The sequence below is a fragment of the Virgibacillus oceani genome (assembly GCF_041521345.1).
In the GTDB taxonomy this organism is placed as follows: domain Bacteria; phylum Bacillota; class Bacilli; order Bacillales; family Amphibacillaceae; genus Virgibacillus_N; species Virgibacillus_N oceani_A.
In genome coordinates this window covers 17,255-43,063 of record NZ_JBGOHB010000038.1, presented here as the reverse complement: position 1 = coordinate 43,063, position 25,809 = coordinate 17,255, and the positions used below count along the sequence as shown (strand labels likewise).

Sequence of the window (25,809 nt, the reverse complement as noted above, 5' to 3'; positions counted from 1 at the left end):
ACCGTATAAAGTGGTGGGATTTCTTTTTCAAAATAAAAAATAGACTTCTGAACCAAAGAAAATACTTTTTTTATGGATTGGGATTGTAAATTAAAATAAAAACCTTAGTTTTTGGGTGCTAACCATACACAGACATGTTTCAGAAACGACAGGTTTTCGAAATCGTGGTGTGAAGAAAGAAAATTATTTTGTGTTAAAGGATACTACTATGCCGGCAGTTTTACTTGAAATCGGCTATATAACCAATCCAGAAGAAGAACAAACAATGCTAACAGACGATTTTCAACAATCTTTAGCAGAAGCTATTAAGAATGGAATTAAGGAATATTCAATAGATTAACAGAGAGTAATATAAAGTGAGACTTCAAACAGTGAGGATTTTGCGCCCAATAGGCTCGGTGTATGAAACTTTACAGGGTGTTAGCATTCGTTTTCACCCGATTAAATATTAATGGATCAGTAAATGTAATTAACTATTTCTCATAAAGGATTTGCTCGTTTCAGCTTTAACGGGTCGGTACCAATTCTATTATGCTAAATCCGACAGATTAACTACCTACAGTAAAAAAATGCTTAATTAGCTTAATCAAAAAAGTTTTATATTTAATTCTCCATCACCACGGACGAACTTGTTAGAACAATCGCAGAAGCATATTTTAAATGGTTCTGGTTTATTTCCAATACATATGGGGAGATGAAGGACTAAAGAAATATTTGTCATTTCTTTACGATGAGTTTGATAATTATGAACCGAATGATGATGTCATTTTATGGATTAAAAATATGCTGTTTTATATACAAAACAAGGTTACCCGTTCAAATAATTACTAAAAAGGAGAAGATGCCATTATGAGCATTAGCATGGCTACCAAAGACTCTCCATATCTATTAACAAGAGAACAAGCCTCAGACTTCTTAGGTATGGACCCAAAGTCTTTCGATAAATATATCCGACCACATGAAGAGCTTGAACGTTTCATGATTGGCAAGCACGAACGATACACAATAAAGTCTTTAGTACATTTTATCGAAAAGCACTCTGTTTAAAGTGTCGACAGTTGATAAGATGCTAGTTTAGAAATACAATATAATTGTATTCAACTAGCATCTATCAGCTATTTTCATGAGAGGAATGATAGTATGCTAGTATAGTAAAAAGAGGAAAGTCATATCGGGTACAGGTTTCTTTATACAAACACGGTCAACATAAAAGGATTTCGCAAACCTTTCCAACAAAAAAGAAGCAAATCTTTGGGCTCTAGAAATGGAATTAGCGAAAGGTGAAGGAAAGAACTTGCTCACAGAACAACAACATTTGCCAGTGATATTCAAAGGAAGATACGCTCCATCACAGAGCTTTAAAACACAACATTTAAAAAGTCACTTTATATTTTTGGGGGGAATGTTAAATGGCAAAAGATAATTTCAAAGAAAAAATTGACGAAATCCACGCTGAAGCAATCATCATTGACGCACATTTTGATCTGCTTTTTGATGTAGCAGCACAGCGTGCATTAGGACGGACAAAGGTGATTGAAACTGATCATCTTCCTGATTTTGAAGAAGGCGGCTGGAATATCATCGTATCCTCTATTTATCTGGAAGATGCTGACCTGCCTGAACTTGCATTGCGAAAAGCGCTGAATCAAGTAAGCTGCTTGTATGCCGAAATCGAGGAATCGCCGGATAAGCTGATGCTCTGTAAAAATACTTCTGATATTTTACAGGCAAAAGAACGTGGAAAAATCGGCATTATGCTCTCCTTTGAAGGAGTAGAGCCGCTTGGTACGGATATTTCCCTTTTACGTGTATTTTATGAACTGGGCGTTCGTTTTATCGGGTTAACCTGGAGCAGAAGAAATGCAGCTGGAGATGGATGTGCATTTAAATTTTCCGATCGGCAAATGACAGGCGGTCTAGCAGGTTTTGGATTGGATGTGATCAAGGAAGCTGAAAATCTGGGGATGATTATAGATGTGACGCATATTAATGATGAGGGCTTTGAAGATATCATGACAATATCCAATCAGCCAGTTATCGCATCCCACTCAAATGCTCGGGCAGTTTCCAATACACCAAGAAATCTAACTGATGCACAACTGAAGGCACTCGGGGATTCGAGTGGTGTGGCAGGGATTAATGCTGTCAGTATAATTGCTTCTGCTGAAGGGGAAAACCCTGATATTAATACACTTGTGCATCACATCGAGCATATGAAAAATTCGGTGGGAATTGACCACGTCGGACTTGGTCTGGATTTATGCAATTTGTTCACCAAATACAAACCTGACGGCGTGGTTCGACAGGCTTTTGATGTTGTCAACAAGCACGGTTCCTTGGGAGAATTGACTTCTGCTTTGTTGGAAAGCGGGTTCTCCAAAGAAGATATTGTAAAAATGTATGGCGGGAATTTTATAAGAGTGTATGAGCGGGTACTTGGCTAGTGAAAAGGGGCAGCTTCCACTGCCCTCCTGACTTATTCTTCAGCCATTTTTTCCAGTTTTTCCAAACTTAGCCCTGTTATTTTTGCTATTTCAGCTTTTGGCATATCATTTAACAGTATTCTTTTTATTACTTTTTCGATTCCTTTTTCCAAACCCTTTTCAAAATACGAGTTCGGCAGACGATACAATAATTCCGTTTCATCTTCTTCTAACTGCTTGATCTTTGCCTGCATTTCCTTTTCCTCTTCTTCGTCTAATTTTAGATAAGTCTCAAAAAAACCATGCAACAACGTCATTTTTGCCGGATTGCGTTTCATACGGCTTATTATTTTCAAAAATTCAAATTTCACTTGAACTCGTTCCTCAGCAGCGTAGCCCATTTTACTCAAAAGTGCAGCTGCAGCAGGGTTATCATTTTTTATAAATTTCTTCCAATCTTTATGCAACTGCAAATAACGAAATCTAATGGCATGCAGCCCAGGTACATTTATGTCAAATTGGGTTGGTACATCTCTCTTATATCTCTCTTATCATAATAAATGAATATCGCAATCGGGAGAATAGGTTTCCGGTGTTTTTCATAGAGGCGGCTATAATGAATGAACATTCTTTCATGAAATTCTTTTTCGTAGGATGCTTGGGGCACGATGTGGATGTGTATAACCTGATCTTTTCCTTTTCGTTTAATCTCGGCAAGTATGTCTATTCGGCGTTTTTCACCAATCGTGATGTCTGTGAATACAGAAATTTAACCGTGGAGAAGTTAATTTCTTAATAGATGGTCGGGAAAAATGCTTCGATAAATTCCTTAAAAAACGTTTGGATAAGCAGTTTAAATAATCTGTCGTGGTCAATATATTCGCCTCGTTTTTCTAATGACAAATAAGCTTTTTCTGTTACTATCAATAGCTCACAACCTTTCTAAATTTTGATTTAATTGAGCATTTAATCCCCTTAGTCAATAATTTATACTATTGAGTTTAAATCAAATGAACAGATAGATACAACACCTGGTTAATATTTGAAAACAGCCAGCGCTCTTACAGCACTGGCTGTTTTCCATTCATAATCCTACTCCCACTCCGCCATCAAATAATCTGCATGTTCCTTTAATGTGTTTGCTGCCTTTTCTGTGATCATGTTATTGTTTTCAAATACATCCAATAACAAGTGAAGGCTCGGCATGTGATTTAATGCTTTATCCATTTGATCACTGTCAGCATATTGTCCGACTGCTGTCAAATGCATGTTCAACGAGCGTGCGGTTGCTTCATTTGCAATTGCACCAGATGCTGCGAATTCTTCAACTAGCGTTTGCATATTAGCAATGCTTGTTTCCCGCTCAATCGTTACATTTTCCACTGTCTCAAAGCCAGCAAGGTCTACCACTTTAAATTCGAATTCATTCATGCCAAGATCCAAATTAAGTGATATATCTTCGACGGTCTCATCAAATTCGCCTTCTCCGTATGGCATCGAGAGATTATGGGAGAAAATGTGATTGCCATTCACAAAAAGATTAATATCGTCAAAGTTATCCTGAATCCAAGCTGATACTGTAATGGATGCTTCTTCTGTTTTTTCCGGTGCCATCACTTCCAGGGTTGCTGGCGTTGTATCTACAAAATATCTGCGTGCAAATGACGATTCATTTCCGGCAAGATCCACTGCCTTGACTTGCCGAACGTAATAGCCATCTTCTTCATGTGTCAATGTAAGCGAGAACTCATAGCGATCCTCGTCTTCATTATATTCAAGCTCTGCTTCTTCTCCGTCCACTGTAACCTCGCTTACGCCTGAATCATCTGTGACATAACCGGAAAACACTACATCTCTATCCGTTTCCACACCAAGAAATTCAGGTGTTGTGAGACGCAGATCCGGCGGCGTCGTATCAGCAGGACCTTCTACTTCTATTTCTTCTTCCGCACTATTTCCGGCGTAATCAACAGCAACGACAGTGATGGTTGCAGCTGCATCAAACTCAGACGTAAACTGGTGCTCAGTTTCGTCTGCTGCATACGGTTCTTCCAGTACTGGTTCACCATCTACAAATAACTCCCAATATGAAAGACCACTTCCATCGACATTATCGCTTGCATCGACTGTTACCACTTGAGTATCAGCATCATATTCCGCTTCAAGCTCCGGTGGCGTCAAATCCAGTTTTACCGGTAAAGTCAATGATTGCCACTCCGCATCTTCAAAATCAATTACTGCTTCTGCCTGCAAATAATATTGTCCTTCCGGTGCAATCTCTCCGTTAATTGTTCCATCCCATGCACGATCACTGGATAAAGAATATTCAGGAGCTGCTCCACCGCCAAAATAATTTTTTCTTATATTAGATTCCAATGTGATAGTACGAACGATTTCTCCGTCCTCATCCAATACATTAAAATTCGCGTCTTTGGCATTTCTCAGGAATGATAACATGAGCAAAGCATCATCCTTCTCCCCGTTATCATTTGGTGAGAAGGCAATATTTTCCGGGTCAATTGCTCCTGTTGCCAAGTCTTCACCAAGGAAGCCGTAGCTGTCTTCTCCAAGATCGGTTACGACACCAGTCATGCCATAATACGTGTCTGCATCCCACATTGGCTCATCAAAAATTGGTGCAGCGTCCCACTCCCCTTTGAAACCAACATATGGTACGGTAAGCTCCGGATGATTGTCTGCCGGGTCTGTTAGTGTGACGAAGCCTTCCAGCCAGTATCCATTTGTGTAAATATCTGAAAGTGATTCATCCACACTGCTTACATCAATCGTTACTTCAAATGACGTGTCTCCATTTGCCGGCACTTCAATCGTACTCACAGAAGCTCCATCCACCGTGGCCAAGTCGCCAAGATCATTGGCACCAAACATATTAGGTGCAGTAACGATGACACCGCCGCCATCGACAGGCGTATCTGTCTGCACATTTGCTTCTACGTCGTAAGTGACTGCTTCATCCGTGAAGTTTTCTGCTGTTAATTCAAATGTCACTTCATTTTCGGTTACTTCTTTTAATGCTACTTTTGCTTCATTTGTTTCAGACTCGGTTACCACAACCGGTGTGGATAATGCTGCATGCAGCTTCATTAGTCCAGAGCCTTGACGCCTTGGTGATACATAAGCCCCGTCAAAATCCACTTTTCCTGATGTATTCATCATAATATTTTTTGTCATATTTACTCGATCTGCATTTTCATAGCCAAATTCCTCATCAATACGTTCGAGTACAAGCGCGCCGCCGCCTGCTACATGTGGTGCAGCCATGGATGTACCGCTCATTAATCCATATTCATTATCATTTAATGTGGAGAGAATTTGGCCGCCAGGTGCAGTGATTTCTGGTTTGAAATCTAGATTCGGTGTTAACCCCCACGATGTAAATGCACTCATGTTTCCTGCATCCGGATTATCAATCATTGTAGTGTCGCCTGCAAATGTAATGGATACAGCTTGTCCATCCTGGATGGCGGATACAAGGTTGTCCCCGTCACTTTTCAGCATAAACAGTTGTGGAATCGTAACTTCCGGATCTGTTGCCATATTCACAATCCCATCTTCATTATTGTAAATAATGACACCTGCTGCACCTGCCTCCTGGGCATTAAGTGCTTTTGTAATAAAGTCCAATTCTCCGCGCTGGATCAGGACATATTTTCCTTCTGCGTCCTCAAAATCTTCCGGGAATCCCAGTCCTGCTTCGGTCACTTCAAATTGCGACCCGTCATCAGGCGGACTTGTATTTCCGGCAGATAGAAACGCTGCTTTTCCAGCATCTCCTTCATATGCATACTCAATCGCATCAACTTCCATGAAAGTATTTTCAAAGGAAGCTACTTGCAGGGAGTCATACGCTACACCCGGTGAACCACTGACACCATAGTCCGGATTTGATGCGTATGGATAAAAGAAACCATCTGCGAATAATGCGGAGTTGCCTCCTGAGATGGACATCAGAATTCCGTTATTAACTGCACGGGTTACCGCTTGCTGTTCCGGTGAATCATGGTCTACAAAGCCTGCTGTTGATCCTAAACTCATGTTCAGCACATCTGCCCCGAGTTTAATAGAATCATCAATGGCTTTAATATAAATATCTCCATAGGTTGATTGCATGTCTGGATCATTTCCAAACACTTTCAATGCCAAAAGCTGTGCTTCCGGTGCAACACCTAAAATGCCGTCGTTTTCTTCATCTCCATTGGCAGCAACAGTTCCTCCCACATGCATGCCATGGTAATTTGCATTTGCATGAATTTCACGAATCTCATCATTTTCATCCATGTAGTTGTAGCCATATGGCACTTTTTCCGTATAGTAGTTTCCTGGTAAATCTTCATTTGCAATCACTTCATTAACATATTCTTCTGTTAGTGCATCTGCATCGTAATCAGAGAGAACCATGTCCTGGTGACTTGGGTCAATCCCGGAATCAATGATCCCCACGACCATGCCTTCTCCTTTATAACCATAATCACGCCATGCTTTTTGCGCTTCTACCAGATCTTTACTGTATTTCATCTCCGGCTCGGCTTCTGGGCGCTCATATTCATTGACGATATGTACCGACTTTACATTCGGTATATCTTTTATATGATCAATATCCCCCTGCTTTACTTCGGCACTAAATCCGTTTACAACCGTCGTGAACTCCTGCAAGTAGTGAGCCTCTACTTGTTTACTCTCCATTTCACTTTTAATGGTGTTTTGCTGGGCCTTTGCTGCTCTTTCCAGCTGCTGTTTTTCACTGTCTGCAAGGCTATTAAATGTCACGCCTTTTTTTGTTGCAATTTCAATCGGTGCTTCGTCTTCTACTTCCACGATCACCCGCAATGTTTCATTTGGATCCTCTGTTTCTTTCATTACCTCTGAATTGAGGTTTGGTTTCTCTTTCACTTGCTGAGGCAGGACTTGACTGTTTGCGCTTACAAATGAAAAGTTACCTAGTACAAGCAATACTGCTAAAAATATATAGCCAACTCTCTTAAACATAAACTTCCCCCTTTTAATAGACTGCTAGATTTAGGCTAAACGATTCGATTCAAATTGACCCCCTTTCCCTGAATAAGTTGGGTCTTAATATTCAGATATTACAATCATACAAAAATTTCAGGGATTAAAACAGTGTCAAAGGTCATGGGAAATATGATATAAATATTCTTGTTTTTACAACAAATTGCGACATTTTTCGCAGAATAAATATAAGCAATAAGTCCTGATAATGTGGAATGGTTTGTGCGGGTTTATGGTACATTTGTCAAAAGCTGCAAAGTGAATCGGCTGCATCCGGGGGTTTCGGAGATTAATTCGGGGTGAAACCTGATTTATTCAACGTTCTTCGTTAAAATTCGATCCATATTAGATTGTCGGTTCGCTGGAATTGGGAATCGACATGCTGCTGTCTTTAGTGTAGAAAAAGAGGATGGAACAGAACGCTGAGTAGATGTGAAAATACGAACAATCCACTACAGTAGCTCCGGAAACATGCGCAGACTCCCGTGGGAGGTCGGCTAACTTCGGTCACGTCCTATGACCAACGCCGACACTCGCACATCCTGTGCTTGCGTCGGCATCGGTAAGACCCCGCAGTGCTTTAATAAGGAAGGCCGACTAAAACCGCCCTTTGCGGGCAACGTCGGCATACCCCTTGTCGGGGCATGGAGGGTCACCAGCCGCCCGCGGCAAAGAAGACACACTGAAAAACGACCAAAGGGAGTTTGAAGTGATGTCGCACTTGTGCCCGTGGTGAAAGCGAAGTATATTTCCGGAGCGGGTCATTATTTTAAGGTTGTTCGGATTTTCGCTTGCTAAAACGGTTCTGCCCCAGCCTCTTTCTTTCTAACTTTCCGTATCACGTTTACGTTTTCTGCCAAAAACCCTTCCCAGCATATCAAGTACTGGCCGTTTGCCACCTATAACGAGGCCAACGATTTCAGCAAAAATATGTAATAATACAAGCACCAAAAATGTAATAATTAATGATGTGGTGATGCTAGCATTGGAAAACAATATAGCCATGACCCCGAATAATGCACTGAATCCATAAATAATCAGCACTGTTTTCCGGTGACTGTACCCGAGCCTGATTAGCTGATAATGAATATGCTTATTGTCTGCAGCCATTATATTTTCTTTATTATAAGCTCGTCTGACAATAGCAAAGAAAGTGTCAAAGATTGGCACAGCCAGCACAATTACCGGGATAATGAAACTGAATAAGGCGATATTTTTAAATAGACCGAGCATGGAAACGACAGCGATCATATACCCGAGAAAATTGGAGCCGGTGTCGCCCATGTAAATTTTTGCCGGGTGAAAATTATGGTATAAAAAGCCAAGGTTCGCACCAATCAGAACAATGCTCAAATAGGCAACCATTACCTGGACATCAATCATGGCCATAATAAAAATACTGACTAACGCAATTGTTGTAACGCCAGTCGCCAATCCATCCAGGCCGTCGATCAGGTTAATCGCATTGGTAATTCCGACCACCCAAAGAATAGTAATGAGCACACTCAAAAACCCAAGCTCAATTGTACCAATAAATGGCAGTGTGAGCCTGTCAATGATTAGTCCGTCAGATATCAAAAAAGACGCAGCAATCAGTTGACCTGTCAGCTTGACTCCCGGTCTGAGACCATATCTGTCATCAAGTGCACCCGTTATGATAATGACGGTCGATCCCAGTATAATTTCCGGGAGGTTAGGGTGACTGGGAGACAAATAAAGTAAACCGATTAAAAAACCGGCAAAAATAGCCAGTCCTCCTAATCGGGGTGTTACCTTTGTATGTATTTTCCGGTAGTTTGGAAAGTCAACGGCACCAAGTTTAATGGCGAGTTTTTTTACCAGATAGGTGATTATAAAAGCGGATATAAGTGCAATCGCAAAAGCAATCGCCAGATCGGCATAATTAAACATATTTTTCTCCTGCAAGCATGTTGTATTTTCATCGCTGTTATTTATTTTACTTAATTGCCTTAAATTATAGCGAAATTTGGTGGGTTTTAGCAAGTGTTTATGATGGAACGAGGGACTACTGTGCCACAGTCCCATATGTTTATGGTGGAACGAGGAACTACTGTGCCACAGTCCCATATGTTTATGGTGGAACGAGGAACTACTGTACTGCAGTCCCAAATTTTCGGCGATTGAGACGGCGCTGGAAATGTGATAAAATTTATATGATTTTTAAAAATGTCTGAAGAAGGAGATCGTTCTCATGCCTTATATTTTTGTTGCGGCAGCAGTTTTGGCAGTTATCCCCATTATAATTCTTTTTAAAGTAAACGTGGAAAAATTAAAAGAAAATCCCGAGTCTCAAGGAAAAGTGCAAACAAATTTCATGATCGGTATTGCGGTAAGTGAAGTCATCCCTCTTATCCTTATCATATTTGGATTTGTTAATATGGAACAAGCAGCAAGCATAGAGGAACTCTTTATACCTGGATTGATCGTATTGTTTACGATAGCTTTTTCCATTTTCTTTATCTTTTTGCAAAAAAATGTTGGCGTCGATCCGGCGACAAAGAAAGTTATTAATTCTTTTTCCATGGTGAGCATTCCGCTATCCACCGCTATTCCCACTGTTTCGCTGATTGCATTATTTTTAATGGCACCATAGTACTTAAAGAAAGGCTGAAAATTCACTTAGTCTTTCTTTTTTAGCTCTAAATATAAATAGAAAATCTTTCTTTTCACTGGTATGGACATTATACTTGAACATAGGAATAAATCATTGGAAAGGTGGATTGCGATGTCAAAACAAGCATCCACTGCAAAAGTATGTATGCTTGCCGGCAAAATAATGCTTGAGTGTGGTGCGGAAACATACCGGGTGGAAGATACGATGAACCGGATTGCGGCCGCCTACGGGTTAAAAAATGCCCAAAGCTATGCTACACCTACCGGAATTAATTTTTCCCATGAACATCAGGATATGACTTATTTTCGCCGGGTTACATCACGTGCTACGGATTTACATAAAATTGCTGAAGTAAATGATATCTCAAGACAAATAACCGCTGGTGAATTAAGTGTACCCGAGGCTAATTTACTTTTAAATAATGTTTCCCAGGCAAAATTAGCTTTTCCTGCCTGGCTGCAAATTATAGCGGCTTGTTTTGTAAGCGGCAGTTTTGCTATTATGTTCGGCGGCAGTTGGTACGATTTCCTCCCTGCTTTTCTTGCAGGAGGACTGGGTTTTGCAAGTATGCTGTTTTTTGACAAGCTCGTGGAAATTCGTTTTATCGCCGAGTTTTTGGCATCTGTTGTTATTGGACTCACCTGTGTACTTTCTGTCCATTATGGTTTTGGACTAACACTTGATCGGATTATTATTGGCGCAGTGATGCCGCTTGTACCCGGATTACCTATTACCCACGCCGTCCGCGATTTAATGGCAGGACATTTGGTTGCTGGTGTGTCCAAAGGGGTTGAAGCAGTATTAACGGCCTTTGCAATAGGCGCAGGAGTCGCAGTAGTGTTTGGATTTATGTAGGGTTGGGACACGGGAACGAGGTACCTGCCCCTCAGTCCCTCCCATGAAAAGGGATGTTTTAAATGGTTGTTTTCACGCATATCATTACAAGCTTTATTGCTGCTGCCGGTTTTGGTGTTTTATTTAATGCCCCGAGGCAGGCGCTTATTCAATGTGGTCTTGTTGGCATGTTTGGCTGGGTTTTGTATTTTTTTCTTACAAATGAAGGCTTGGATGTGGTGCCATCCACCATTTTTGCTGCGATGCTTGTTGCAGTGCTGAGCCAAATTTGTGCGAAACTATTTAAAACGCCTGTCATCATATTTAATGTTTCCGGCATTATCCCACTTGTACCAGGCGGTATCGCTTATGATGCAATGCGCCATTTTGTAGAAAATGATTATACTACCGCTGTTCATCTTTCCACGCAGGTCGTGCTTTTAGCCGGTGGTATTGCCATTGGACTGATGTTTTCCGAAGTAGCCAATCAAATGATTAAAAAAACAGGCAAATGGCTGGGATAGGCGTCGTTGAGGTGCCCAGCACTGCCTCAGCTGAATATTTTTATTTTAATTCGACAAATTCCGAGAAATTGCGGGGAGTGACAACGCTTTACGGTGGGGCGAGCATTTAGCGCAGCCCCAGGCATCCCTCCCGCCATAAATACTCCGCTTGCCTGACAACTATTTCTATCTTTTCTCTTCAGTCACATACCACCCGTTCAACGGGTGGCTTGATTCGGCCCTATAAGGGCATGTTACTTGCAACGCCTTAAGGCGAGGTTTCACAAGCAGGTCGCAATTTTAATTGTTTATTTTATCCTCTATCATGTCTGCTTCAGTTTGATTTTTTATATACTTTTTTATTACCTCTTCATTTCTTCCAACAGTATCCACAAAGTACCCCCTTGCCCAAAAGTGTCTATTTCCTCTTTTCTTATATTCGGGGTGCCGATCAAATATCATTAACGCACTGGATGTTTATGATTTTGAAGAAATTTTAATTATATAGAGGGAGATATATAAATATGAAAAAGTTTTATGTTGCATCAAGTTTTAAAAATATAGAAACAGTTCGTTACGTTAGTAAGGAGTTAATAAGCAACGGTTATATTCTTACATATGATTGGACAAAAAATGCAAGAGTTTCAACGTTTGAAGAGTTAAAAGAAATTGGAAGGCAAGAAAGAAATGCTGTAATGGAAGCAGATTTTATTATCGTTTTATTACCAGCAGGAAAAGGAAGTCATATTGAATTTGGTATTGCACTTGCACAAGGAAAAAGAATTTATCTTTATTCACAAAATGAAGAAGTAAATAACCTCGAAACAACGAGTACATTTTACCATCTGATTCAAGTTGAGAAATGTATTGGAACGATTGATGAGTTGATTTTAGCAGTGACAAAATAAGTGAGTGTTATTAAGCTAAAGGATGCGATTATTCAAGAGAGCAGTCGCTTTTCCACTAATGCAACAGTTTAGTTTAATAGCTATGAATTTTTTTGCCTTTTTCGGCACTTAGTGAGATTTCAAAAAAGCTTGAGAAAGACAGATCGGATTTAGATGCGAAAATAGAAGTAGCACATAACTCTTTGGAGGAAACATCCTTTTTCCTTTTAAATATCCCATGAAAGTGGAGACACTTATCTTTGGAGGGATTTTCACACATAAATGAACATGATCAACTGACACACTTCCTTCTACAATTTCGATCCCTTTGTATTCACAAAGTTTCCTGATTATTTCTCGAACATCTTCTCTGAGTTTTCCATACATTGTTTTTCGTCTATATTTAGGGATGAACACAATATGATACATGCAATTCCACTTTGTATGTGATAAACTTGATTTATCCATTATGGATGTCCTCCTCTGCCTGACACTGGCTTGCGAAACCAATGTCATTATAGCAGAGGAGGACTTTTGTTATCATACGTAAAGGCACATCCGTTTCTGTTCTCCCACGCATAGCGTGGGGCTTAATCTGGAGTTAAAAGTAATTTGCCTTTTCCCCATCTTGCTCCAATTGGTAATTGGCTCATTGGATAGTGTTGCATTCGGCACCGTTACAAGTGCTTGAGCAAACGTTCTTACCTTCGTGCTCCGAAATGAGATATCTTCCACCGTCCCTTCCACACTTGGCGTCAGGACCCAATCCCCAATCGTAAAAGGCTTTTTCGTAATGATAATGATACCTCCAAACATATTTGCCAGCGCATCTTTCGCTGCCAGAGCAAAAGCAAGTCCACCTATACCGAGACCTGCGACAAAACCATTCACGTCATAGCCGAATTCCTGTGCAATAATGCTAAAACTGATGGCAATAATTACAATTCTTAGTGTCCGTGAAAACAAGGAATGAGTATTTCATCTATTTCATATGATATCCTGGAAAAAGGACGGATGAAGAAGAAAACAAATTGTACAATCCCCAGCCGATCATAAAAATAACACCGGATTTGAGCACGTGAATCAATAGATTGTTTGACTGCTCCAAAAAAGTAAAATAACCGACCGCAATGAATACACCGGCAATGAAGATGATTCCTTGTATTGGCAACGAAAAGGAAGCGTGCAGCTGATTAAAGAAACCATTTAGCTTCTTCCCGCCTATTTCTAACTAGCACATAAATATATATTTCGTAATATATTTTCGCAAAAAGAAAAAGAGTACCATTATAGTCAGCAATATAGCTAAATCCAGTAAATAGTCATAGGCAATAAACGCTTCCCAGGACATTTTGAAACCACTCCCCATGCATAGCCTGACATTATATGTATTCTTTGAATGCGTTTAATATGACTTGGGGAGCACTCCGTGTTTGGTCAGATTAATGGTTTATCAGTGAGTTATTTACTTTATCAGCGAGTTTTGATGTTTTATCAGCGACAGCGAACCATCTATCAGCGATTTCTTCACAAAAAGAGGGACAGCGCGTGCCGTCCCTCTGGATGTTAAGCTTTCTTATGCTTTCTTCTTGTTACCTTTGCAGTGAAGTCATCAAACAAGCTATAAACTACCGGGACCAACAGCAATGTGAATATGCTTGCTATGCCCAGTCCGAAAATAATCGTTACGGCCATAGGCTGCTGCATTTCGGCACCTTCTCCGAGCGCAAGGCCGAGCGGTACCATGGCCAGGATCGTTGTTAATGTTGTCATCAGAATCGGACGAAGCCGGCTTGCTCCCGCTTCAATGATTGCTTCGTATCGATCCATGCCTTTCCGCCTTAATATGTTGATGTAATCCACTAGCACGATGGAGTTATTTACTACAATTCCGGCAAGCATAATTACCCCAATGAAACCGGGAATGCTTAATGGAATGCCTACAACAAATAGTCCAAGGAGCACGCCGATTACAGTAGCCGGCAATGAAAACATGATGATAAACGGAAACAGGAAGTTCTCAAATTGTATAGCCATGACAGCATATACTAAAAATATAGAGAAAATCAGTGCGATAGCCAAATCTGCAAACGATTCATTCATGTCCTCAGCCTGACCGCCTATAGTAAGACTGTACCCTTCCGGCAAGCTCATATTTTCCAGTACCGTATCCACGTCCCTGACAATGCTGCCGAGATCTCTATCCACAATACCGCTTGTTATATTCATTTGCGGCTGCTGGTCCTGTCTCGATAGTGCTACTGGTCCTAGGGTTTCTTCAAAATCTGCCACCTCAGCCAACGGAATCGAAGCTCCGGTTGGTGTCTGGATTTTCATGTCCTGTAAATCATTTATGGTGCTTCTTTCATCTGCAGGAAACATTAAAGATACATCCATTTCCTGACCCTCTTCCCTATATTGGGTCGCCACTTGCTGCGTAAATTGCATCTGCACCTGATTCAATACCTGTTCCTGGCTTACCCCATACATCGAAGCTACTTCATGGTCAACATGGATATTCATTTGCGGTACGCCATTTGTTGCTGATGATTCCGGATTAAAAATCCCATCCACTTCCGAAATTTCATCGATGACTTCCTCAGTAAGCTCATTCAACACATCATGTTCCGGTCCGCTTAGCTGAATTTGAATCGGATCGCCAAGTCCCATACCGCCATCAAGTGCATTTGAGGTGATTTCAGCTCCAACGATGTGCTGAAAATCTTCATCCATTTCCTGCACAATGTCGGTGGTCGAGCGTTCCCGTTCACCGGCGGGTATCAATTGCATCGTATACGTTGCCTGATTACCGCCTCCACCAAATCCTGCCGAACCAATTGTTACATAATTTGTTTCAATATAGGATTCATAGTCTGTCAGTATGTCATTAACCTGTTCGACGATTCCCTCCGTGTAATCCAGTGTGCTGCCGAGCTCTGTTTCGACCTGAATTTCTATTTGACCCTGATCCGCTGCTGGAATAAACTCGGTTCCAATCATCGGGATTAGCGCAAGACTGGCCACGATAGCCAGAAACGTACCAGCAATGGTTGTTTTCCGGAATTTAAGCACACGTTTCAATAATCCCTGGTACTTCCTTGTTAACCAGCCAAGGAAACGGTCAAACCAATAACGCCTCCCTGACGCTCCTGATATTTTTCTCAGCAGTTTTGATGAAAGCATTGGCACAAGCGTAATGGCAACAACCAGAGATGCAATAAGCGAGAAGGCAACAGCTAAAGCCAACGGTGTAAATAAATCAGCTGAAATTCCTCCCACGAATACCATCGGCACGAATACGACGAGCGTTGTTGTCGTAGAAGCGACAATGGCTGGTGTAAGTTCAGTTGCCCCTTTGATCGCAGCATCTTTTAAATTATAGCCGCGCTGCCTGTACGTAAATATATGTTCCAAAATAACGATCGAGCTGTCGACCACCATGCCGATACCCAGTGCAAGACCTCCCAGGGTTAATACATTCAGCGTTTCCCCAGTAAAATAAAGCATTGCAAACGCGGATATGATGGCAATCGGAATCGATAACCCAATAACAAAAGTGGCGCGGACACTCTTTAAGAACAGCAAGAGCACAAAGAAAGAAATCGCTCCACCAATCAAAATATTTTGTATGACTGAATCAATAGACAGCTGAATAAACTCAGAGGTGTCAATAAGGACCTCCAAATTAACGTCTGCCGGCAGGTTCGCCCCGAGGTCTCCCATACTGTCCTGGATGATCGATGCCACTTCCACCGTATTGGCATCCGTCTGTTTTAAAATAGACAGTACGACAGCAGGCTCGCCGTTGACTAAGGACACATTGGATGGTTCCTTATAGCTGTCCTGCACTTCGGCAACATCATCTATATGTACCGTTCCTCCGGCTTCTGTTTGAACAATCGTTTGTTCAATATCATCCAGCGATTGAAATTCGCCTGTCACCCGGAGTTCGAGATCCTGATTTCCTCTATCCACTGTGCCGACAGAGCCGGATTGATTGCTGCTGTTCAGTGCCTGCATTATATTTTGTGTTGTAACCCCGTACTGCTCCAGACTGGATTGATCGAGGACTATTTGAACTTCCCTTTCTCGTCCGCCTTCAATCGAAACGGAACCGACCCCTTCCTGGCGTTCAAAATAAGGTACAATTTGGTCATCGGCAACTTCCGTTAAAGTCTCAGCACTGTCTCCGGTCAGGCCAACCCAGATTACTGGAAGCTGTTCCGGGTTAAAACGCATAATATTCGGGTCACCGGCCTGTTCCGGCAGCATCCCCGATACTTGGTCCACACTTTCCCTGACATTCAGTAAAGCCTGATCAAGGTCAGTCCCTGTATCAAACATCATGATGACCAATGAAGAACCCGACTGTGATTGGGATTGAACCGTATCAATCCCTTCTACTGTGCTGACTGCCGATTCAATCGGTCTGCTAATTAAATTTTCAACATCCTGCGGCGCTGCATCTTGATAAGATGTGGCAACGACTGCTATCGGCAGGTCAATATCCGGAAATAGATCAATAGTCAAGTTACGAAATGAGATAATGCCTAGGGCGATAATGGCGAGTACTATCATGATAACGCCAACAGGACGTTTTACGGATGTTTTTACTAAATTCAACGTTTATTCCCCTTTCGCAACATTTACCTGGGCGCCATCTGTGAGTGTCAGCTGGCCATTCGTTACAACTTGATCTCCCGCTTCAATGTCACCTTCAAGTGCTGTTTTTTCAGACTGTGTTCCCTGAACGGTTACCGCTGTGCGGATCGCTTCATTATCAATAACAAGATAAACGTAGGTTTCATCCGCATCTTCCATCACGGCTTCCGTTGGTACGAGAATCGTATTTTCAATAACCGTTTCGCTGGTGGATAATATCGCAATCATACCGGGTAAAAAGTCAGCCGCTTCATTTTCTAACGTGGCCTCCATTGGATATAGCCCGGTGTCATCCGGCATATTGCCCACGTGGGTGACTTCCCCTTCTTTTTCCTCTCCGTCGATTGTTACCATTACTGTATCTTCTTTTTCAAAAAGATCACGGACCTGCGCTGTTACTCCAGCAGTAATTTTCAATGTTTCCAGGTCAGCAATAATAGCCAATGGCTCTTCATTTGAGATTATATCTCCTTCTGAAGCGTCCAGATTGGTGATTTGCCCTTCCCGGTCAGCCCTTATATTTTGCAGACCTGCTGGCGTGTCAATGGTCGCAATGAGGTCATCCTCTTCCACCGTGTCCCCATTTTCCACTTCCAGCGTATCCATTTCTCCGGGGGTTTCTATCATAACCGGGATTGTACGGTTTGGTTCGGTTCTTCCATACACGCTATTTTCTGTGGTTAAGTCCCCCTCTGCTGCCTCTGCAACTTCCACGGAAATCTCTCTTTCTTCTGTTTCAGTAGTTTCTTCATCGTCCTCATTACAGGCAGCCAATAAGCCTATGAGCAAAATTGCTGCCACACTTAGTAGTATTTTTTTCATTTCCAGTTGTTCTCCTCTCATCTATGTAGATCATTTACAAATTACAGCATGAACCCATTGTACTTACGAATCATTAAGGATTATGTTTCACTTTTTTTCAAGTTGAAAGCAGTTTGACATTCCAGGCATCTGCAAGCTGTCTGCATTCCTCTTTTACTTCTTCTACCTGAGAAAAATGTGCCAGGAGCCCCTGAATAATAACAGGATTATGCTCTTTATTCCTCGTTTCTGCTTTCAGTGCGGCAACCACTTCCTGTAATTGCTTTCGATTGGATTCGCTCATGTTCAGTTGATCTAATTTATTGCACAATACGGTGAGCGGCGCTTCTTTCTCCGGCGCATTCCCACATGTATTCATTTTTGTTAAAGGTTTTTCTTCCTTTTCCTTCATTCCATGTACAACATCATCCAAGCGTGCCATGATAAATTCTCCTGCCCGCGTTTTATCCACTTCCATACTATTAACTACAATCCATTTAGCATATCCATTGAGCAGTCCGTCAAACAGAATAATCGTATCCATCAGCAGATCCTTTTGCGTATCACCATAAATGGAAAGAATCATCTCTTTCATCCAGTTAAAATTATATTCTTTCGCCTCATGAATAAGCTTATTAATATCTTCTCCAATAGTAATATTTTCTCTAACATGCATACTGAAAAAATCTTTATAACTGTTAACAAAGTCCATGAACACGGTGATTTGTTTTTCTAATACTTTTCGAGGAGGCAGTTTTTCACTTTTCACCTTATCCAGCTTTTCGGTAAGCTGCTTGTAAAAATACTGAAAAGCCTTCACGATAAACGCTTCCTTGGATTGGAAATAAATATAAAAACTTCCTTTGGAAACACCGGCTTCTGTGGCAATTTCCTGGATGGAAGTATGATAATATCCTTTATCTGCAAATAATTTTAATCCAGCCTGAATCAGCTGCATTTGTTTATCATTCATCGTATCACCCATTTTTTCCGCTATTTTATAAACCCGTGCTACTCCTGAAAAATTTTTTTATTTCAGAATCAGCATTTTTCCGTGTATTTGAGAAAATATGCTGCGTTTTTGTCCGTTCATCTGGGAAAGGCATTTTTCTCTCCAGTAATAGCCATTTATTTTACCTGGTATGTATAATTATAGTGACTTACCGGTCAGTCACCTCTCTTTACTATTCATTCACTTTTCCATCTTACACTTTTCCGGATAACGACACAACAATTTTGTCACCCATTTTTTCCTTTATTAAAGTCTGTCGTCGGGCGCTCTCCATTTGTAGTTTGCTCTGCCAAAAATGACTCCCCAGTTTAAATGAACGATCACCTGGCTCGTACGTTTATATTGGATGTCAAATATACTTTCCGATATGTTGACATAAATACCCGTGCCATCATGAAAAGCAATATATGTTTTGTCATCCCGCTGTTCATAAAAGTTTATATGATGGTAAGCTATGTAGACACAATCCCTGTTCTTCATGGATGCAGTAGGAAGCATCAAGAGCCAGCCTTCCGGTACAATGGATATCGGCAATTTGCTTGAGGAATTTAAAATATCTTTAACCGCTTGTTTTCCCCCATCCAAATTCGTGCCATAGATCAGACAGCTATTTTTAATGATGTGTTCTGGTTTGTGTATGGAATATCGTTCTTTATTTCCCTCCAGTATAAGCGAACGGTAATATGCCGATTCTTTGTGCATAATTGCCTTTGTTCGCTGTGTAATTGTATATACTGAGGAAGCTCCTTCTCCCATTCATTTTACCTCCTGTTTTTTGAAACGCTTTTTCTGTTCAAAGTTCTTTTTACTGGCATGTACAAAAGCGTTTTACTAAAAATATTCTACTATAAAGTTATTGAATTGGGAATTATTTTTCAACTGATATTATGATTTTATGGACGCGTGTGTTATACTGCGGTGGCAGAAGTTTTTTCAGTGGAGGTTTATATGGATATCGCGGCATTATCAGTAGTCATGGCCAATCAGCAAGTACGGTCGCAGGCAGGGATGGCTGTCATGGACAACGCAAAGAAAGTCATGGAACAAGACGGAGCTCAGCTTATCGAAATGCTGAACCAGTCACCTCCTGTGCAGCACCCGTCCAAAGGCATGCAGATTGATGTAAAAGCGTAGCACTTGAATTTTTTAATAAAAAAGCAGAACATTCCTATGTAAAGGTAGTGTTCTGCTTTTTCATTTTTTTATTGATTGCCCATTCCACCGTTGCCGTCCTGGTTATCAAACTCTTCCTCAAGGTCATTGTCTGCAGGATCATCAGACATTTCCCCGCCATCTTGTTCATCGCCGCGGTCGCCGTTCATGTCGCCATTATCCTCATCCGGATTTAACGGGGCACCATCATCATCTTCAATTAATGGTGCTTCATCATCGGCAGGATCCATTTCATCGTCTGTCCCATCTGTACCACACGCTGCAATGATGGTCAGTGCTAGAAAAGGTATCCCCAGTTTAAGCAAAAGTTTCTTATTCATTGCGTTTTCCTCCTTTAAAATGTTCGCTATCGCCATTAGCTTATCCATTTATAAAGAAGTGATACTTTTATTTTCGTATTTTATTGGAAAATCTGTTATTCGCGATTAGGCCGAAAATCACGCTGTTAGAAATTTAGCTGCCACTGGTTTATGAAGCATTTAAATAAAGGGACTGTTCTTCCGTCAGCAACAAAAGAACCGTCCCTGTGTTTCATTTTATTGCAAAGGTGATTTCTGCTTCACAGGCGAGTTTGCCGTCTACGGTCGCGATGCCTTTGCCTTTGCCGATCGGTCCTTTGACCCTTATAATTTCTACTTCCAGTTTAAGCTGATCGCCGGGTTTTACTTGCTGTTTGAATCTGCATTTATCAAGCCCTGCCAAAAAACCGATTTTCCCTTTATTGTCTTCCATTCCCAAGACGGCTATTGCACCTGCTTGTGCCAATGCCTCGACAATTAAAACCCCCGGCATGACTGGGTATTCAGGGAAATGCCCCTGAAAAAATGGCTCATTGGCTGTTACATTTTTTATGCCTGTGATCCGTTTTCCCTCTTCCATTTCCGTTACCTTGTCCACTAAAAGAAATGGGTAACGATGCGGAATCGTTTCTTTAATTTGTTCAATATCCATAATAACCTCTCCTCTTTCCCTACATTATTATTACAAAGTTTATTTATTACCAAGCCTTTTTCGAACGAAGATGTTTTTAATTTTGCTGAAAATTTTCTGTTCTAAATTAAATATACAATAGCTTTTTTCATTATACCAAAGATGGGTTTTATTTACCGTAGAGAAAGGAATATATATAGCAGAACGTGCAAACGTTTTGATATAGATAGGTTTAAAAAAGTTGTCTAGGGAGGGCTAAATATGCTTTGGACCATATTAATCGTACTTTTGGTATTATGGTTATTAGGGTTCAGCTTTGAAATTGCAGGAAGTCTGGTGCACATTTTACTTGTCATTGCGCTTGTTGTGTTAATTATCCGTTTAGTTAGCGGCAGAAGAGCATGACTTGTAAGGTGAGAGGAAATGATGCCAGGGTTCATGCTCGATGATGCATGGAAAATTTAGCCTGCAGCAGCATTATAGCTGTAATGAGTCAGGTGTAAATCCGTCATGGCAGCGTGGGTAAAAGCTGAGCAGCGAAAACTCGTTGCTCAGCTTTTTTACGAGTGCACAAATTCAGGTACTACCAGTTTAAGGCTTAGTCTGTATCAACGACAATATCCATGATATGCTGCCATGTTTCTACTTTGAGGACATCTGTTGGCGTGCCGTCTCCGATCACACCAAAGCCAATCATTAAACCAGCTGCAAGTGCGCCGACTGCCAAAATGAGGATAACAATAATGCGCAGCCATAGCGGAAAAATGCGACGTCTCGGCTTTCTTTCGTTACGTTTTTCTTTTCGCTGTTTCCGCGTTTGACTTTTGGTGGCTTCCTCTTCTGCTGCAAGGCTTTTCTGCCGTCTATTCTTTTTTTCTTTTTTTCTGGCTTCCTTGTGAGCCTGCCGCGATGGCTTTGCCTCCGCTGATTTTCCTGTATGTTTCGTTGACATGTTTGTTTCCCCTTAATTGCTTGATTAGAAAACTTGGCTTCCTCTAAATGATACTATATAAGCTTACTTTGCTTTAAAGTGCAAGCCTGGTAGTGTGCCCTCGTTTAACATTTCCGCTCGGAATATCACTTCAGCAGCATCCTTACGCACGCTGTATAATACCGGTGACACTAACGAAGCTGATTTATTAGCCCCTTCATCTCATCTCCCATGGAGATCGTTCTGGAGTTAAACTGATACGCCCGCTGCGTCATCAGCAAATCTGACATCTGTTTAGCCATATCTACATTGCTATTTTCCAATGCACCGCTTTTTACCAATTCCTGGTTTCCAATAGGCGCCTGCAAAATTTCATCTGCTGCAAAACCGAGTTCCGCCAGGTTGGGCAAGCGAAAGTGATTATCCCCTGCAGCCTCCAAAAGCCGTGGTCGGACAACTTCTGTTATGGCAATATTGCCCGCATTTTCTGTTATATCTCCGCGCTGTACGGTAATTTGACCATCCGGCTGAATTGTAATGGTATCAAAACCTGCCGCAATGAGAACAGGCCCGTCTTCTCCGATTACCGGATTCCCTTCACCGTCTGTCAGCAGTACATCCTGATTATCGTTTACCGGATTCAAATAAAAAGACCCGTCCCTTGTGTAGCGGGTTTCCGTTTCCCCGTTTTCTGTAACTTCAATTTGGAAAAAATGATTTGGCTGAAGCAAGGCTCCATCCAGCTCACGGCCTGTTTCTGTCACGGATCCCAAAGCCGTGTTAATGTTCGTTGAACCCAGCCTGGCACCGGAACCGATTCTGACGCCACCCGGGGTTAATCGCCCTTCTGCATTTTGTGGACTGGTTACATTGTTAATCTGCTGCGTTAAAAGGGAGGAAAAATCCGTTTCCCGGCTTTTGTATCCGTTCGTTTGGCTATTTGCCATGTTATTTCCGATTAAATCCAATTTATTTTGCAGCTGGTCCATCGTAACGGCTGCCTGAATCATTGATCTGGACATAACTATCTATCCTTTCTATCCTAATCGGCCGATTTCGCTTACGGCTTTCCCTAAACTTTCATCATATGCCCGCAGTACACGCTGGTTTGTTTCAAACATGCGGTAAGATTCCATCATTTGTGTCATCGATTGCATGGAATCCACATTGGACTGCTCCAAGAAACCTTGCTGGATTGTATATGTAGCACCCGCTGGTACTGCAGCCGCTTCTCCACTGAACAGGTCATCACCTTCTTTGATGAGTTGATTGGCATTTTCAGTGTAGGCAATACCTAATGGAACATTTCCGCCTTCGAGCTGCAAGTCTCCATCTCGGGTCACTTGAAATTCCATGCCATTTGTCTGGATTGGATCCCCTGCTTCATCTAGTACATAATACCCTTGATTGGTTACTAAAAAACCAGCTCCATCTACGGTGAAATTCCCATTTCGTGTATAGCGGGGCTCTCCTGCTTCATTTTGCACCGTAAAAAATAAACTCCCCGCTTCATCCGGCATCTCGCCGTTTATAAGTGCCAGGTCTGTTGATATTCCGGTTTCCCTCATATCTCCCTGCATAAAATTCGGAATGGTTTCCTGTACGTAAACACCGGTATTTAATGCACCAACAGGATTATGCATTGGCATATTCAACCCACGGCTCGTTGGCACATTTCTTGTCCCTATTTCATGCAAAAGCATTTCCGGAAAAGCCCGCAATGTCGCTTGGTCTGCTTTATATCCGGGTGTGTTGGCATTTGCGATATTATTGGACAATGCTTCCTGCTGCCGCTGCGTAGCTATCATGCCGCTCGCTGCTGTATAAAATCCCCGTAGCAAGGCAATCCCCCCTTTTTAAATTGGCTCTGTTCTTAGATAATTTGTTGCTATTCCTGCCGAGCCCGAATTCACTTCGCTTTCACAACTTCGGGTATAAGTACGACATCTCTGAAAATTCCTGTTGGTCGTTTTCAGACAACCTTATATTTTCATAGATTATGTATTTTCCGGATCCTATAGACCAACAGGGTGGAAATCGGCGAAGCAGCCGATTTCATTATCTGGTATTTCCTGAAATCCCGTGCATTCATTCAGAAAACTTTCCGCCTGCGCTTAAACCACTTTTTTACGCTCAATTTTATCAATATTTTCCAGCATGATTCCTGTCCCTGTTGCAACACAGTTCATCGGTTCTTCTGCAATAAATACGGGAACCTTCAGCTCTTCGGCGAGTAGCTGATCCATGCCATGTATTAATGCTCCGCCGCCTGTTAAGATGACACCGCGGTCAATAATATCTGCGGACAGCTCTGGCGGAGTACGTTCCAATACTGTTTTGGCGGCCTGTACGATTAAACTAACGGATTCTTGCAATGCCTCTTCAATTTCCTCGGAATAGACGGTAATTGTCCGAGGCAAACCGTTCACCATGTCGCGGCCGCGAATTTCCATCTCTTCTTTACGCGAGCCTTTAAACACCGTGGCAACATTAATTTTTATGTCTTCCGCCGTGCGTTCACCAATAAGCAGCTTATATTTCTTCTTTATGTATTGAAGAATTTCCACATCAAAATTGTCCCCAGCCATCTTTATCGATTCAGACGTTACTATATCGCCCATGGATAGCACGGCTACGTCTGTTGTTCCTCCACCAATATCGACAACCATGTTCCCGCTCGGCTGGAAAATCTCCATGCCAGAACCGATCGCCGCAACTTTTGGCTCCTCTTCCAAATACACTCGCTTGCCGCCGGATTTCTCGGCAGCTTCCTTAATTGCCTTTTGCTCCACTTTTGTAATATTTGTCGGGCAGCAAATAAGCATTTTTGGTTTTGACAAAAATCCTTTTACATTAATTTTATTTATAAAATGCTTTAACATTGCTTCTGTTACATCAAAGTCTGCAATTACGCCATCTTTGAGCGGACGAATTGCTGCAATATTTCCTGGTGTACGTCCAACCATACGGCGTGCTGCTTCTCCAACTTCCAGTACTTTACCCGTATTTCGATCCATGGCAACAACCGCTGGTTCATTTAAAACGATTCCTTTTCCTTTTACATGAATCAACACATTGGCAGTTCCAAGGTCGATTCCAATATCCCTAGAAAACATGGCGCGGATCCTGGTTATCTAAAAAGTGTAACATATCATAACAAATCACCTTAAAATAACCAGGTTTCACCTCCTCCATAAAAGTTTTATTCAACAAATCTTATTAAATCTCCATAATAATTTAGCTGTCTTACATTGATGTTCATCTTTAAAAATAACTGCTTTGCGGATGTTTTCATCTAAGCGATTGCTTCTTTGGTATTGCTATCCGTACGGTTTATATCCTGATTCTATAGCCCGAATATCAATTGCTGCTTCTTCTAAATGGATCGAATGAATGGTGAATGGTAATCCACTTATTTAGTTTCTTGGCTACACGTAAGATAGATTCTTTCTTTTGCAAAATACTTGGTCGTACCTGCTCAGCTCTTTTGGACGATAAACGATTATTAAAACGTTTTGGCCGATATCGTTTATGGGCTCTTTTATAACGTCTGGATCCTCGTCTTACATCCATTTTCCCTTTAACATCCTTGTCTTAATTCAATGGTACCTTAAAAACCGGTTTGTTTTTTGTTTTGCATTCCTGAACAAATGCGACACCCGCATATTTTGCTCCATCATTAATGTTAAAATACATCTGGGACTGATCTATATCCTCTTCCAAAATTTTTTCTTAAGTTGAATTACCATTGGATACTTATTCAGCAGCTTAGCACGTTTTTTCTGATCAAAAGCCAAGCCTTAGTAACTTTTGTCGCGGATAGTTTTCTCCCCTTTAAATTCTCTACAAAACAAAATGCAGTCATTTCTGACCAACCGCCATTAGGGAATTTTACACCTTGCCCATCTCAATGGACTGGATATGTACTTTTGGGGTTAGGGTTGCCCAACCTAGGTGAACTTTCTTCCTCAGCACTTACAGAGCATGCGG

At 41.5% G+C, this 25,809-nt stretch carries 25 protein-coding genes and 3 pseudogenes; 10 read left to right on the top strand and 18 right to left on the bottom strand.

Annotated features, from left to right (window positions below; all coding sequences use genetic code 11):
• Positions 1-115 precede the first annotated feature (115 nt).
• The 4 genes from ACDX78_RS20450 (at position 116) to ACDX78_RS20435 (ending at position 2,444) form a co-directional block, all read left to right on the top strand.
• Entirely contained in the window at positions 116-340 is a 225-nt protein-coding gene (locus ACDX78_RS20450; RefSeq protein ID WP_486030311.1) for an N-acetylmuramoyl-L-alanine amidase family protein, read from the top strand.
• A gap of 320 nt (positions 341-660) precedes the next feature.
• On the top strand, positions 661-831 hold the full coding sequence (locus tag ACDX78_RS20445) for a hypothetical protein (protein ID WP_486030310.1): 171 nt from the start codon (positions 661-663) through the stop codon (positions 829-831).
• 433 nt (positions 832-1,264) lie between these two features.
• Positions 1,265-1,423 (top strand): hypothetical protein, encoded by a 159-nt coding sequence (locus ACDX78_RS20440; RefSeq protein WP_486030309.1) that lies wholly within the window; start codon positions 1,265-1,267, stop codon positions 1,421-1,423.
• The gene (locus ACDX78_RS20435) at positions 1,410-2,444 is read left to right on the top strand and encodes a dipeptidase (protein ID WP_486030307.1); all 1,035 of its coding nucleotides are present in this window, start codon (positions 1,410-1,412) and stop codon (positions 2,442-2,444) included. The genes ACDX78_RS20440 and ACDX78_RS20435 overlap by 14 nt, the downstream gene beginning before the upstream one ends.
• Positions 2,445-2,476: 32 nt before the next feature.
• Here ACDX78_RS20435 and ACDX78_RS20430 read toward each other — a convergent pair whose 3' ends face one another.
• From ACDX78_RS20430 to ACDX78_RS20415, 4 genes are all read right to left on the bottom strand, one after another.
• The gene (locus ACDX78_RS20430; RefSeq protein ID WP_486030305.1) at positions 2,477-2,896 is read right to left on the bottom strand and encodes an RpnC/YadD family protein; all 420 of its coding nucleotides are present in this window, start codon (positions 2,894-2,896) and stop codon (positions 2,477-2,479) included.
• Between the two features lie 319 nt (positions 2,897-3,215).
• Positions 3,216-3,350: a hypothetical protein gene (locus ACDX78_RS20425; protein ID WP_486030303.1), complete on the bottom strand. Its 135-nt coding sequence runs from the start codon at positions 3,348-3,350 to the stop codon at positions 3,216-3,218.
• A 165-nt stretch (positions 3,351-3,515) separates the two neighbouring features.
• A complete protein-coding gene (locus tag ACDX78_RS20420) occupies positions 3,516-7,430 on the bottom strand; it encodes a S8 family serine peptidase (RefSeq protein ID WP_486030302.1) in 3,915 nt (1,304 codons plus the stop codon).
• A gap of 846 nt (positions 7,431-8,276) precedes the next feature.
• Positions 8,277-9,362 (bottom strand): glycosyltransferase family 4 protein, encoded by a 1,086-nt coding sequence (locus ACDX78_RS20415; RefSeq protein WP_486030300.1) that lies wholly within the window; start codon positions 9,360-9,362, stop codon positions 8,277-8,279.
• 301 nt (positions 9,363-9,663) lie between these two features.
• Between ACDX78_RS20415 and ACDX78_RS20410 the strand changes: the two genes are divergently transcribed.
• The 3 genes from ACDX78_RS20410 to ACDX78_RS20400 all read left to right on the top strand — a co-directional run bounded on the left by ACDX78_RS20410 (position 9,664) and on the right by ACDX78_RS20400 (position 11,444).
• Positions 9,664-10,065: a hypothetical protein gene (locus ACDX78_RS20410; RefSeq protein ID WP_486030298.1), complete on the top strand. Its 402-nt coding sequence runs from the start codon at positions 9,664-9,666 to the stop codon at positions 10,063-10,065.
• 132 nt (positions 10,066-10,197) lie between these two features.
• Positions 10,198-10,941, top strand: coding sequence for a threonine/serine exporter family protein (locus tag ACDX78_RS20405; RefSeq protein WP_486030296.1), 744 nt, complete (start codon positions 10,198-10,200; stop codon positions 10,939-10,941).
• Between the two features lie 62 nt (positions 10,942-11,003).
• On the top strand, positions 11,004-11,444 hold the full coding sequence (locus ACDX78_RS20400; RefSeq protein ID WP_486030294.1) for a threonine/serine exporter family protein: 441 nt from the start codon (positions 11,004-11,006) through the stop codon (positions 11,442-11,444).
• A 279-nt stretch (positions 11,445-11,723) separates the two neighbouring features.
• Here ACDX78_RS20400 and ACDX78_RS20395 read toward each other — a convergent pair.
• Positions 11,724-11,894: pseudogene (locus ACDX78_RS20395) on the bottom strand (transposase); the annotation flags it as partial.
• Between the two features lie 53 nt (positions 11,895-11,947).
• Between ACDX78_RS20395 and ACDX78_RS20390 the strand changes: the two are divergent.
• Positions 11,948-12,331 carry a group-specific protein gene (locus ACDX78_RS20390; protein ID WP_486030292.1) on the top strand — a complete coding sequence of 128 codons (384 nt, stop codon included), beginning with the start codon at positions 11,948-11,950 and terminating at the stop codon, positions 12,329-12,331.
• A 198-nt stretch (positions 12,332-12,529) separates the two neighbouring features.
• On the opposite strand, the pseudogene tnpA reads toward ACDX78_RS20390, so the two are convergent.
• From tnpA to ACDX78_RS20360, 6 genes and pseudogenes are all read right to left on the bottom strand, one after another.
• Positions 12,530-12,778: pseudogene (gene tnpA / locus ACDX78_RS20385) on the bottom strand (IS200/IS605 family transposase); the annotation flags it as partial.
• A gap of 72 nt (positions 12,779-12,850) precedes the next feature.
• Positions 12,851-13,276, bottom strand: coding sequence for a mechanosensitive ion channel family protein (locus ACDX78_RS20380; protein WP_486030290.1), 426 nt, complete (start codon positions 13,274-13,276; stop codon positions 12,851-12,853).
• A 600-nt stretch (positions 13,277-13,876) separates the two neighbouring features.
• Positions 13,877-16,933 (bottom strand): efflux RND transporter permease subunit, encoded by a 3,057-nt coding sequence (locus tag ACDX78_RS20375; RefSeq protein ID WP_486030288.1) that lies wholly within the window; start codon positions 16,931-16,933, stop codon positions 13,877-13,879.
• Between the two features lie 3 nt (positions 16,934-16,936).
• Positions 16,937-17,794 carry an efflux RND transporter periplasmic adaptor subunit gene (locus tag ACDX78_RS20370; protein ID WP_486030286.1) on the bottom strand — a complete coding sequence of 286 codons (858 nt, stop codon included), beginning with the start codon at positions 17,792-17,794 and terminating at the stop codon, positions 16,937-16,939.
• Positions 17,795-17,891: 97 nt separating this feature from the next.
• Entirely contained in the window at positions 17,892-18,746 is an 855-nt protein-coding gene (locus tag ACDX78_RS20365; protein WP_486030284.1) for a TetR/AcrR family transcriptional regulator, read from the bottom strand.
• A 285-nt stretch (positions 18,747-19,031) separates the two neighbouring features.
• On the bottom strand, positions 19,032-19,541 hold the full coding sequence (locus ACDX78_RS20360; RefSeq protein WP_486030282.1) for a competence protein ComK: 510 nt from the start codon (positions 19,539-19,541) through the stop codon (positions 19,032-19,034).
• A gap of 147 nt (positions 19,542-19,688) precedes the next feature.
• On the opposite strand from ACDX78_RS20360, the gene ACDX78_RS20355 reads away from it, so the two are divergent.
• On the top strand, positions 19,689-19,919 hold the full coding sequence (locus ACDX78_RS20355; protein ID WP_486030281.1) for a YjfB family protein: 231 nt from the start codon (positions 19,689-19,691) through the stop codon (positions 19,917-19,919).
• A gap of 68 nt (positions 19,920-19,987) precedes the next feature.
• On the opposite strand, the gene ACDX78_RS20350 is transcribed toward ACDX78_RS20355, so the two are convergent.
• Both ACDX78_RS20350 and fabZ read right to left on the bottom strand, forming a co-directional pair.
• Positions 19,988-20,278, bottom strand: a complete 291-nt coding sequence (locus ACDX78_RS20350; RefSeq protein WP_486030279.1) for a hypothetical protein — start codon at positions 20,276-20,278, stop codon at positions 19,988-19,990.
• Between the two features lie 211 nt (positions 20,279-20,489).
• Positions 20,490-20,909, bottom strand: coding sequence for a 3-hydroxyacyl-ACP dehydratase FabZ (gene fabZ, locus ACDX78_RS20345; RefSeq protein ID WP_486030277.1), 420 nt, complete (start codon positions 20,907-20,909; stop codon positions 20,490-20,492).
• Positions 20,910-21,149: 240 nt separating this feature from the next.
• On the opposite strand from fabZ, the gene ACDX78_RS20340 reads away from it, so the two are divergent.
• Positions 21,150-21,293 carry a lmo0937 family membrane protein gene (locus ACDX78_RS20340; protein WP_486030275.1) on the top strand — a complete coding sequence of 48 codons (144 nt, stop codon included), beginning with the start codon at positions 21,150-21,152 and terminating at the stop codon, positions 21,291-21,293.
• A gap of 193 nt (positions 21,294-21,486) precedes the next feature.
• Here ACDX78_RS20340 and ACDX78_RS20335 read toward each other — a convergent pair whose 3' ends face one another.
• The 5 genes and pseudogenes from ACDX78_RS20335 to ACDX78_RS20315 all read right to left on the bottom strand — a co-directional run.
• Positions 21,487-21,840: a DNA-directed RNA polymerase subunit beta gene (locus tag ACDX78_RS20335; protein WP_486030273.1), complete on the bottom strand. Its 354-nt coding sequence runs from the start codon at positions 21,838-21,840 to the stop codon at positions 21,487-21,489.
• Between the two features lie 170 nt (positions 21,841-22,010).
• Complete coding sequence (locus ACDX78_RS20330) at positions 22,011-22,841, bottom strand: flagellar hook-basal body protein (RefSeq protein ID WP_486030272.1); 831 nt, start codon at positions 22,839-22,841, stop codon at positions 22,011-22,013.
• 15 nt (positions 22,842-22,856) lie between these two features.
• Positions 22,857-23,660, bottom strand: a complete 804-nt coding sequence (locus tag ACDX78_RS20325; RefSeq protein WP_486030271.1) for a flagellar hook-basal body protein — start codon at positions 23,658-23,660, stop codon at positions 22,857-22,859.
• Between the two features lie 273 nt (positions 23,661-23,933).
• On the bottom strand, positions 23,934-24,935 hold the full coding sequence (gene mreB / locus ACDX78_RS20320) for a rod shape-determining protein MreB (protein ID WP_486030269.1): 1,002 nt from the start codon (positions 24,933-24,935) through the stop codon (positions 23,934-23,936).
• 244 nt (positions 24,936-25,179) lie between these two features.
• Positions 25,180-25,398, bottom strand: a pseudogene (locus tag ACDX78_RS20315) (RRXRR domain-containing protein); the annotation flags it as partial.
• Positions 25,399-25,809: the final 411 nt, after the last annotated feature.

What these genes read in the sequence shown, in the direction of transcription:
- ACDX78_RS20335 (WP_486030273.1), bottom strand. Translation starts at nt 21,840, where the DNA reads ATGTCAACGAAACATACAGGAAAATCAGCGGAGGCAAAGCCATCGCGG.
- ACDX78_RS20445 (WP_486030310.1), top strand. Translation starts at nt 661, where the DNA reads ATGGTTCTGGTTTATTTCCAATACATATGGGGAGATGAAGGACTAAAG.
- ACDX78_RS20410 (WP_486030298.1), top strand. Translation starts at nt 9,664, where the DNA reads ATGCCTTATATTTTTGTTGCGGCAGCAGTTTTGGCAGTTATCCCCATT.
- ACDX78_RS20360 (WP_486030282.1), bottom strand. Translation starts at nt 19,541, where the DNA reads ATGGGAGAAGGAGCTTCCTCAGTATATACAATTACACAGCGAACAAAG.
- ACDX78_RS20405 (WP_486030296.1), top strand. Translation starts at nt 10,198, where the DNA reads ATGTCAAAACAAGCATCCACTGCAAAAGTATGTATGCTTGCCGGCAAA.
- ACDX78_RS20435 (WP_486030307.1), top strand. Translation starts at nt 1,410, where the DNA reads ATGGCAAAAGATAATTTCAAAGAAAAAATTGACGAAATCCACGCTGAA.
- mreB (WP_486030269.1), bottom strand. Translation starts at nt 24,935, where the DNA reads ATGTTTTCTAGGGATATTGGAATCGACCTTGGAACTGCCAATGTGTTG.
- ACDX78_RS20400 (WP_486030294.1), top strand. Translation starts at nt 11,004, where the DNA reads ATGGTTGTTTTCACGCATATCATTACAAGCTTTATTGCTGCTGCCGGT.
- ACDX78_RS20350 (WP_486030279.1), bottom strand. Translation starts at nt 20,278, where the DNA reads ATGAATAAGAAACTTTTGCTTAAACTGGGGATACCTTTTCTAGCACTG.
- ACDX78_RS20415 (WP_486030300.1), bottom strand. Translation starts at nt 9,362, where the DNA reads ATGTTTAATTATGCCGATCTGGCGATTGCTTTTGCGATTGCACTTATA.
- ACDX78_RS20420 (WP_486030302.1), bottom strand. Translation starts at nt 7,430, where the DNA reads ATGTTTAAGAGAGTTGGCTATATATTTTTAGCAGTATTGCTTGTACTA.
- ACDX78_RS20440 (WP_486030309.1), top strand. Translation starts at nt 1,265, where the DNA reads ATGGAATTAGCGAAAGGTGAAGGAAAGAACTTGCTCACAGAACAACAA.
- ACDX78_RS20370 (WP_486030286.1), bottom strand. Translation starts at nt 17,794, where the DNA reads ATGAAAAAAATACTACTAAGTGTGGCAGCAATTTTGCTCATAGGCTTA.
- ACDX78_RS20390 (WP_486030292.1), top strand. Translation starts at nt 11,948, where the DNA reads ATGAAAAAGTTTTATGTTGCATCAAGTTTTAAAAATATAGAAACAGTT.
- fabZ (WP_486030277.1), bottom strand. Translation starts at nt 20,909, where the DNA reads ATGGATATTGAACAAATTAAAGAAACGATTCCGCATCGTTACCCATTT.
- ACDX78_RS20365 (WP_486030284.1), bottom strand. Translation starts at nt 18,746, where the DNA reads ATGAATGATAAACAAATGCAGCTGATTCAGGCTGGATTAAAATTATTT.
- ACDX78_RS20340 (WP_486030275.1), top strand. Translation starts at nt 21,150, where the DNA reads ATGCTTTGGACCATATTAATCGTACTTTTGGTATTATGGTTATTAGGG.
- ACDX78_RS20330 (WP_486030272.1), bottom strand. Translation starts at nt 22,841, where the DNA reads ATGTCCAGATCAATGATTCAGGCAGCCGTTACGATGGACCAGCTGCAA.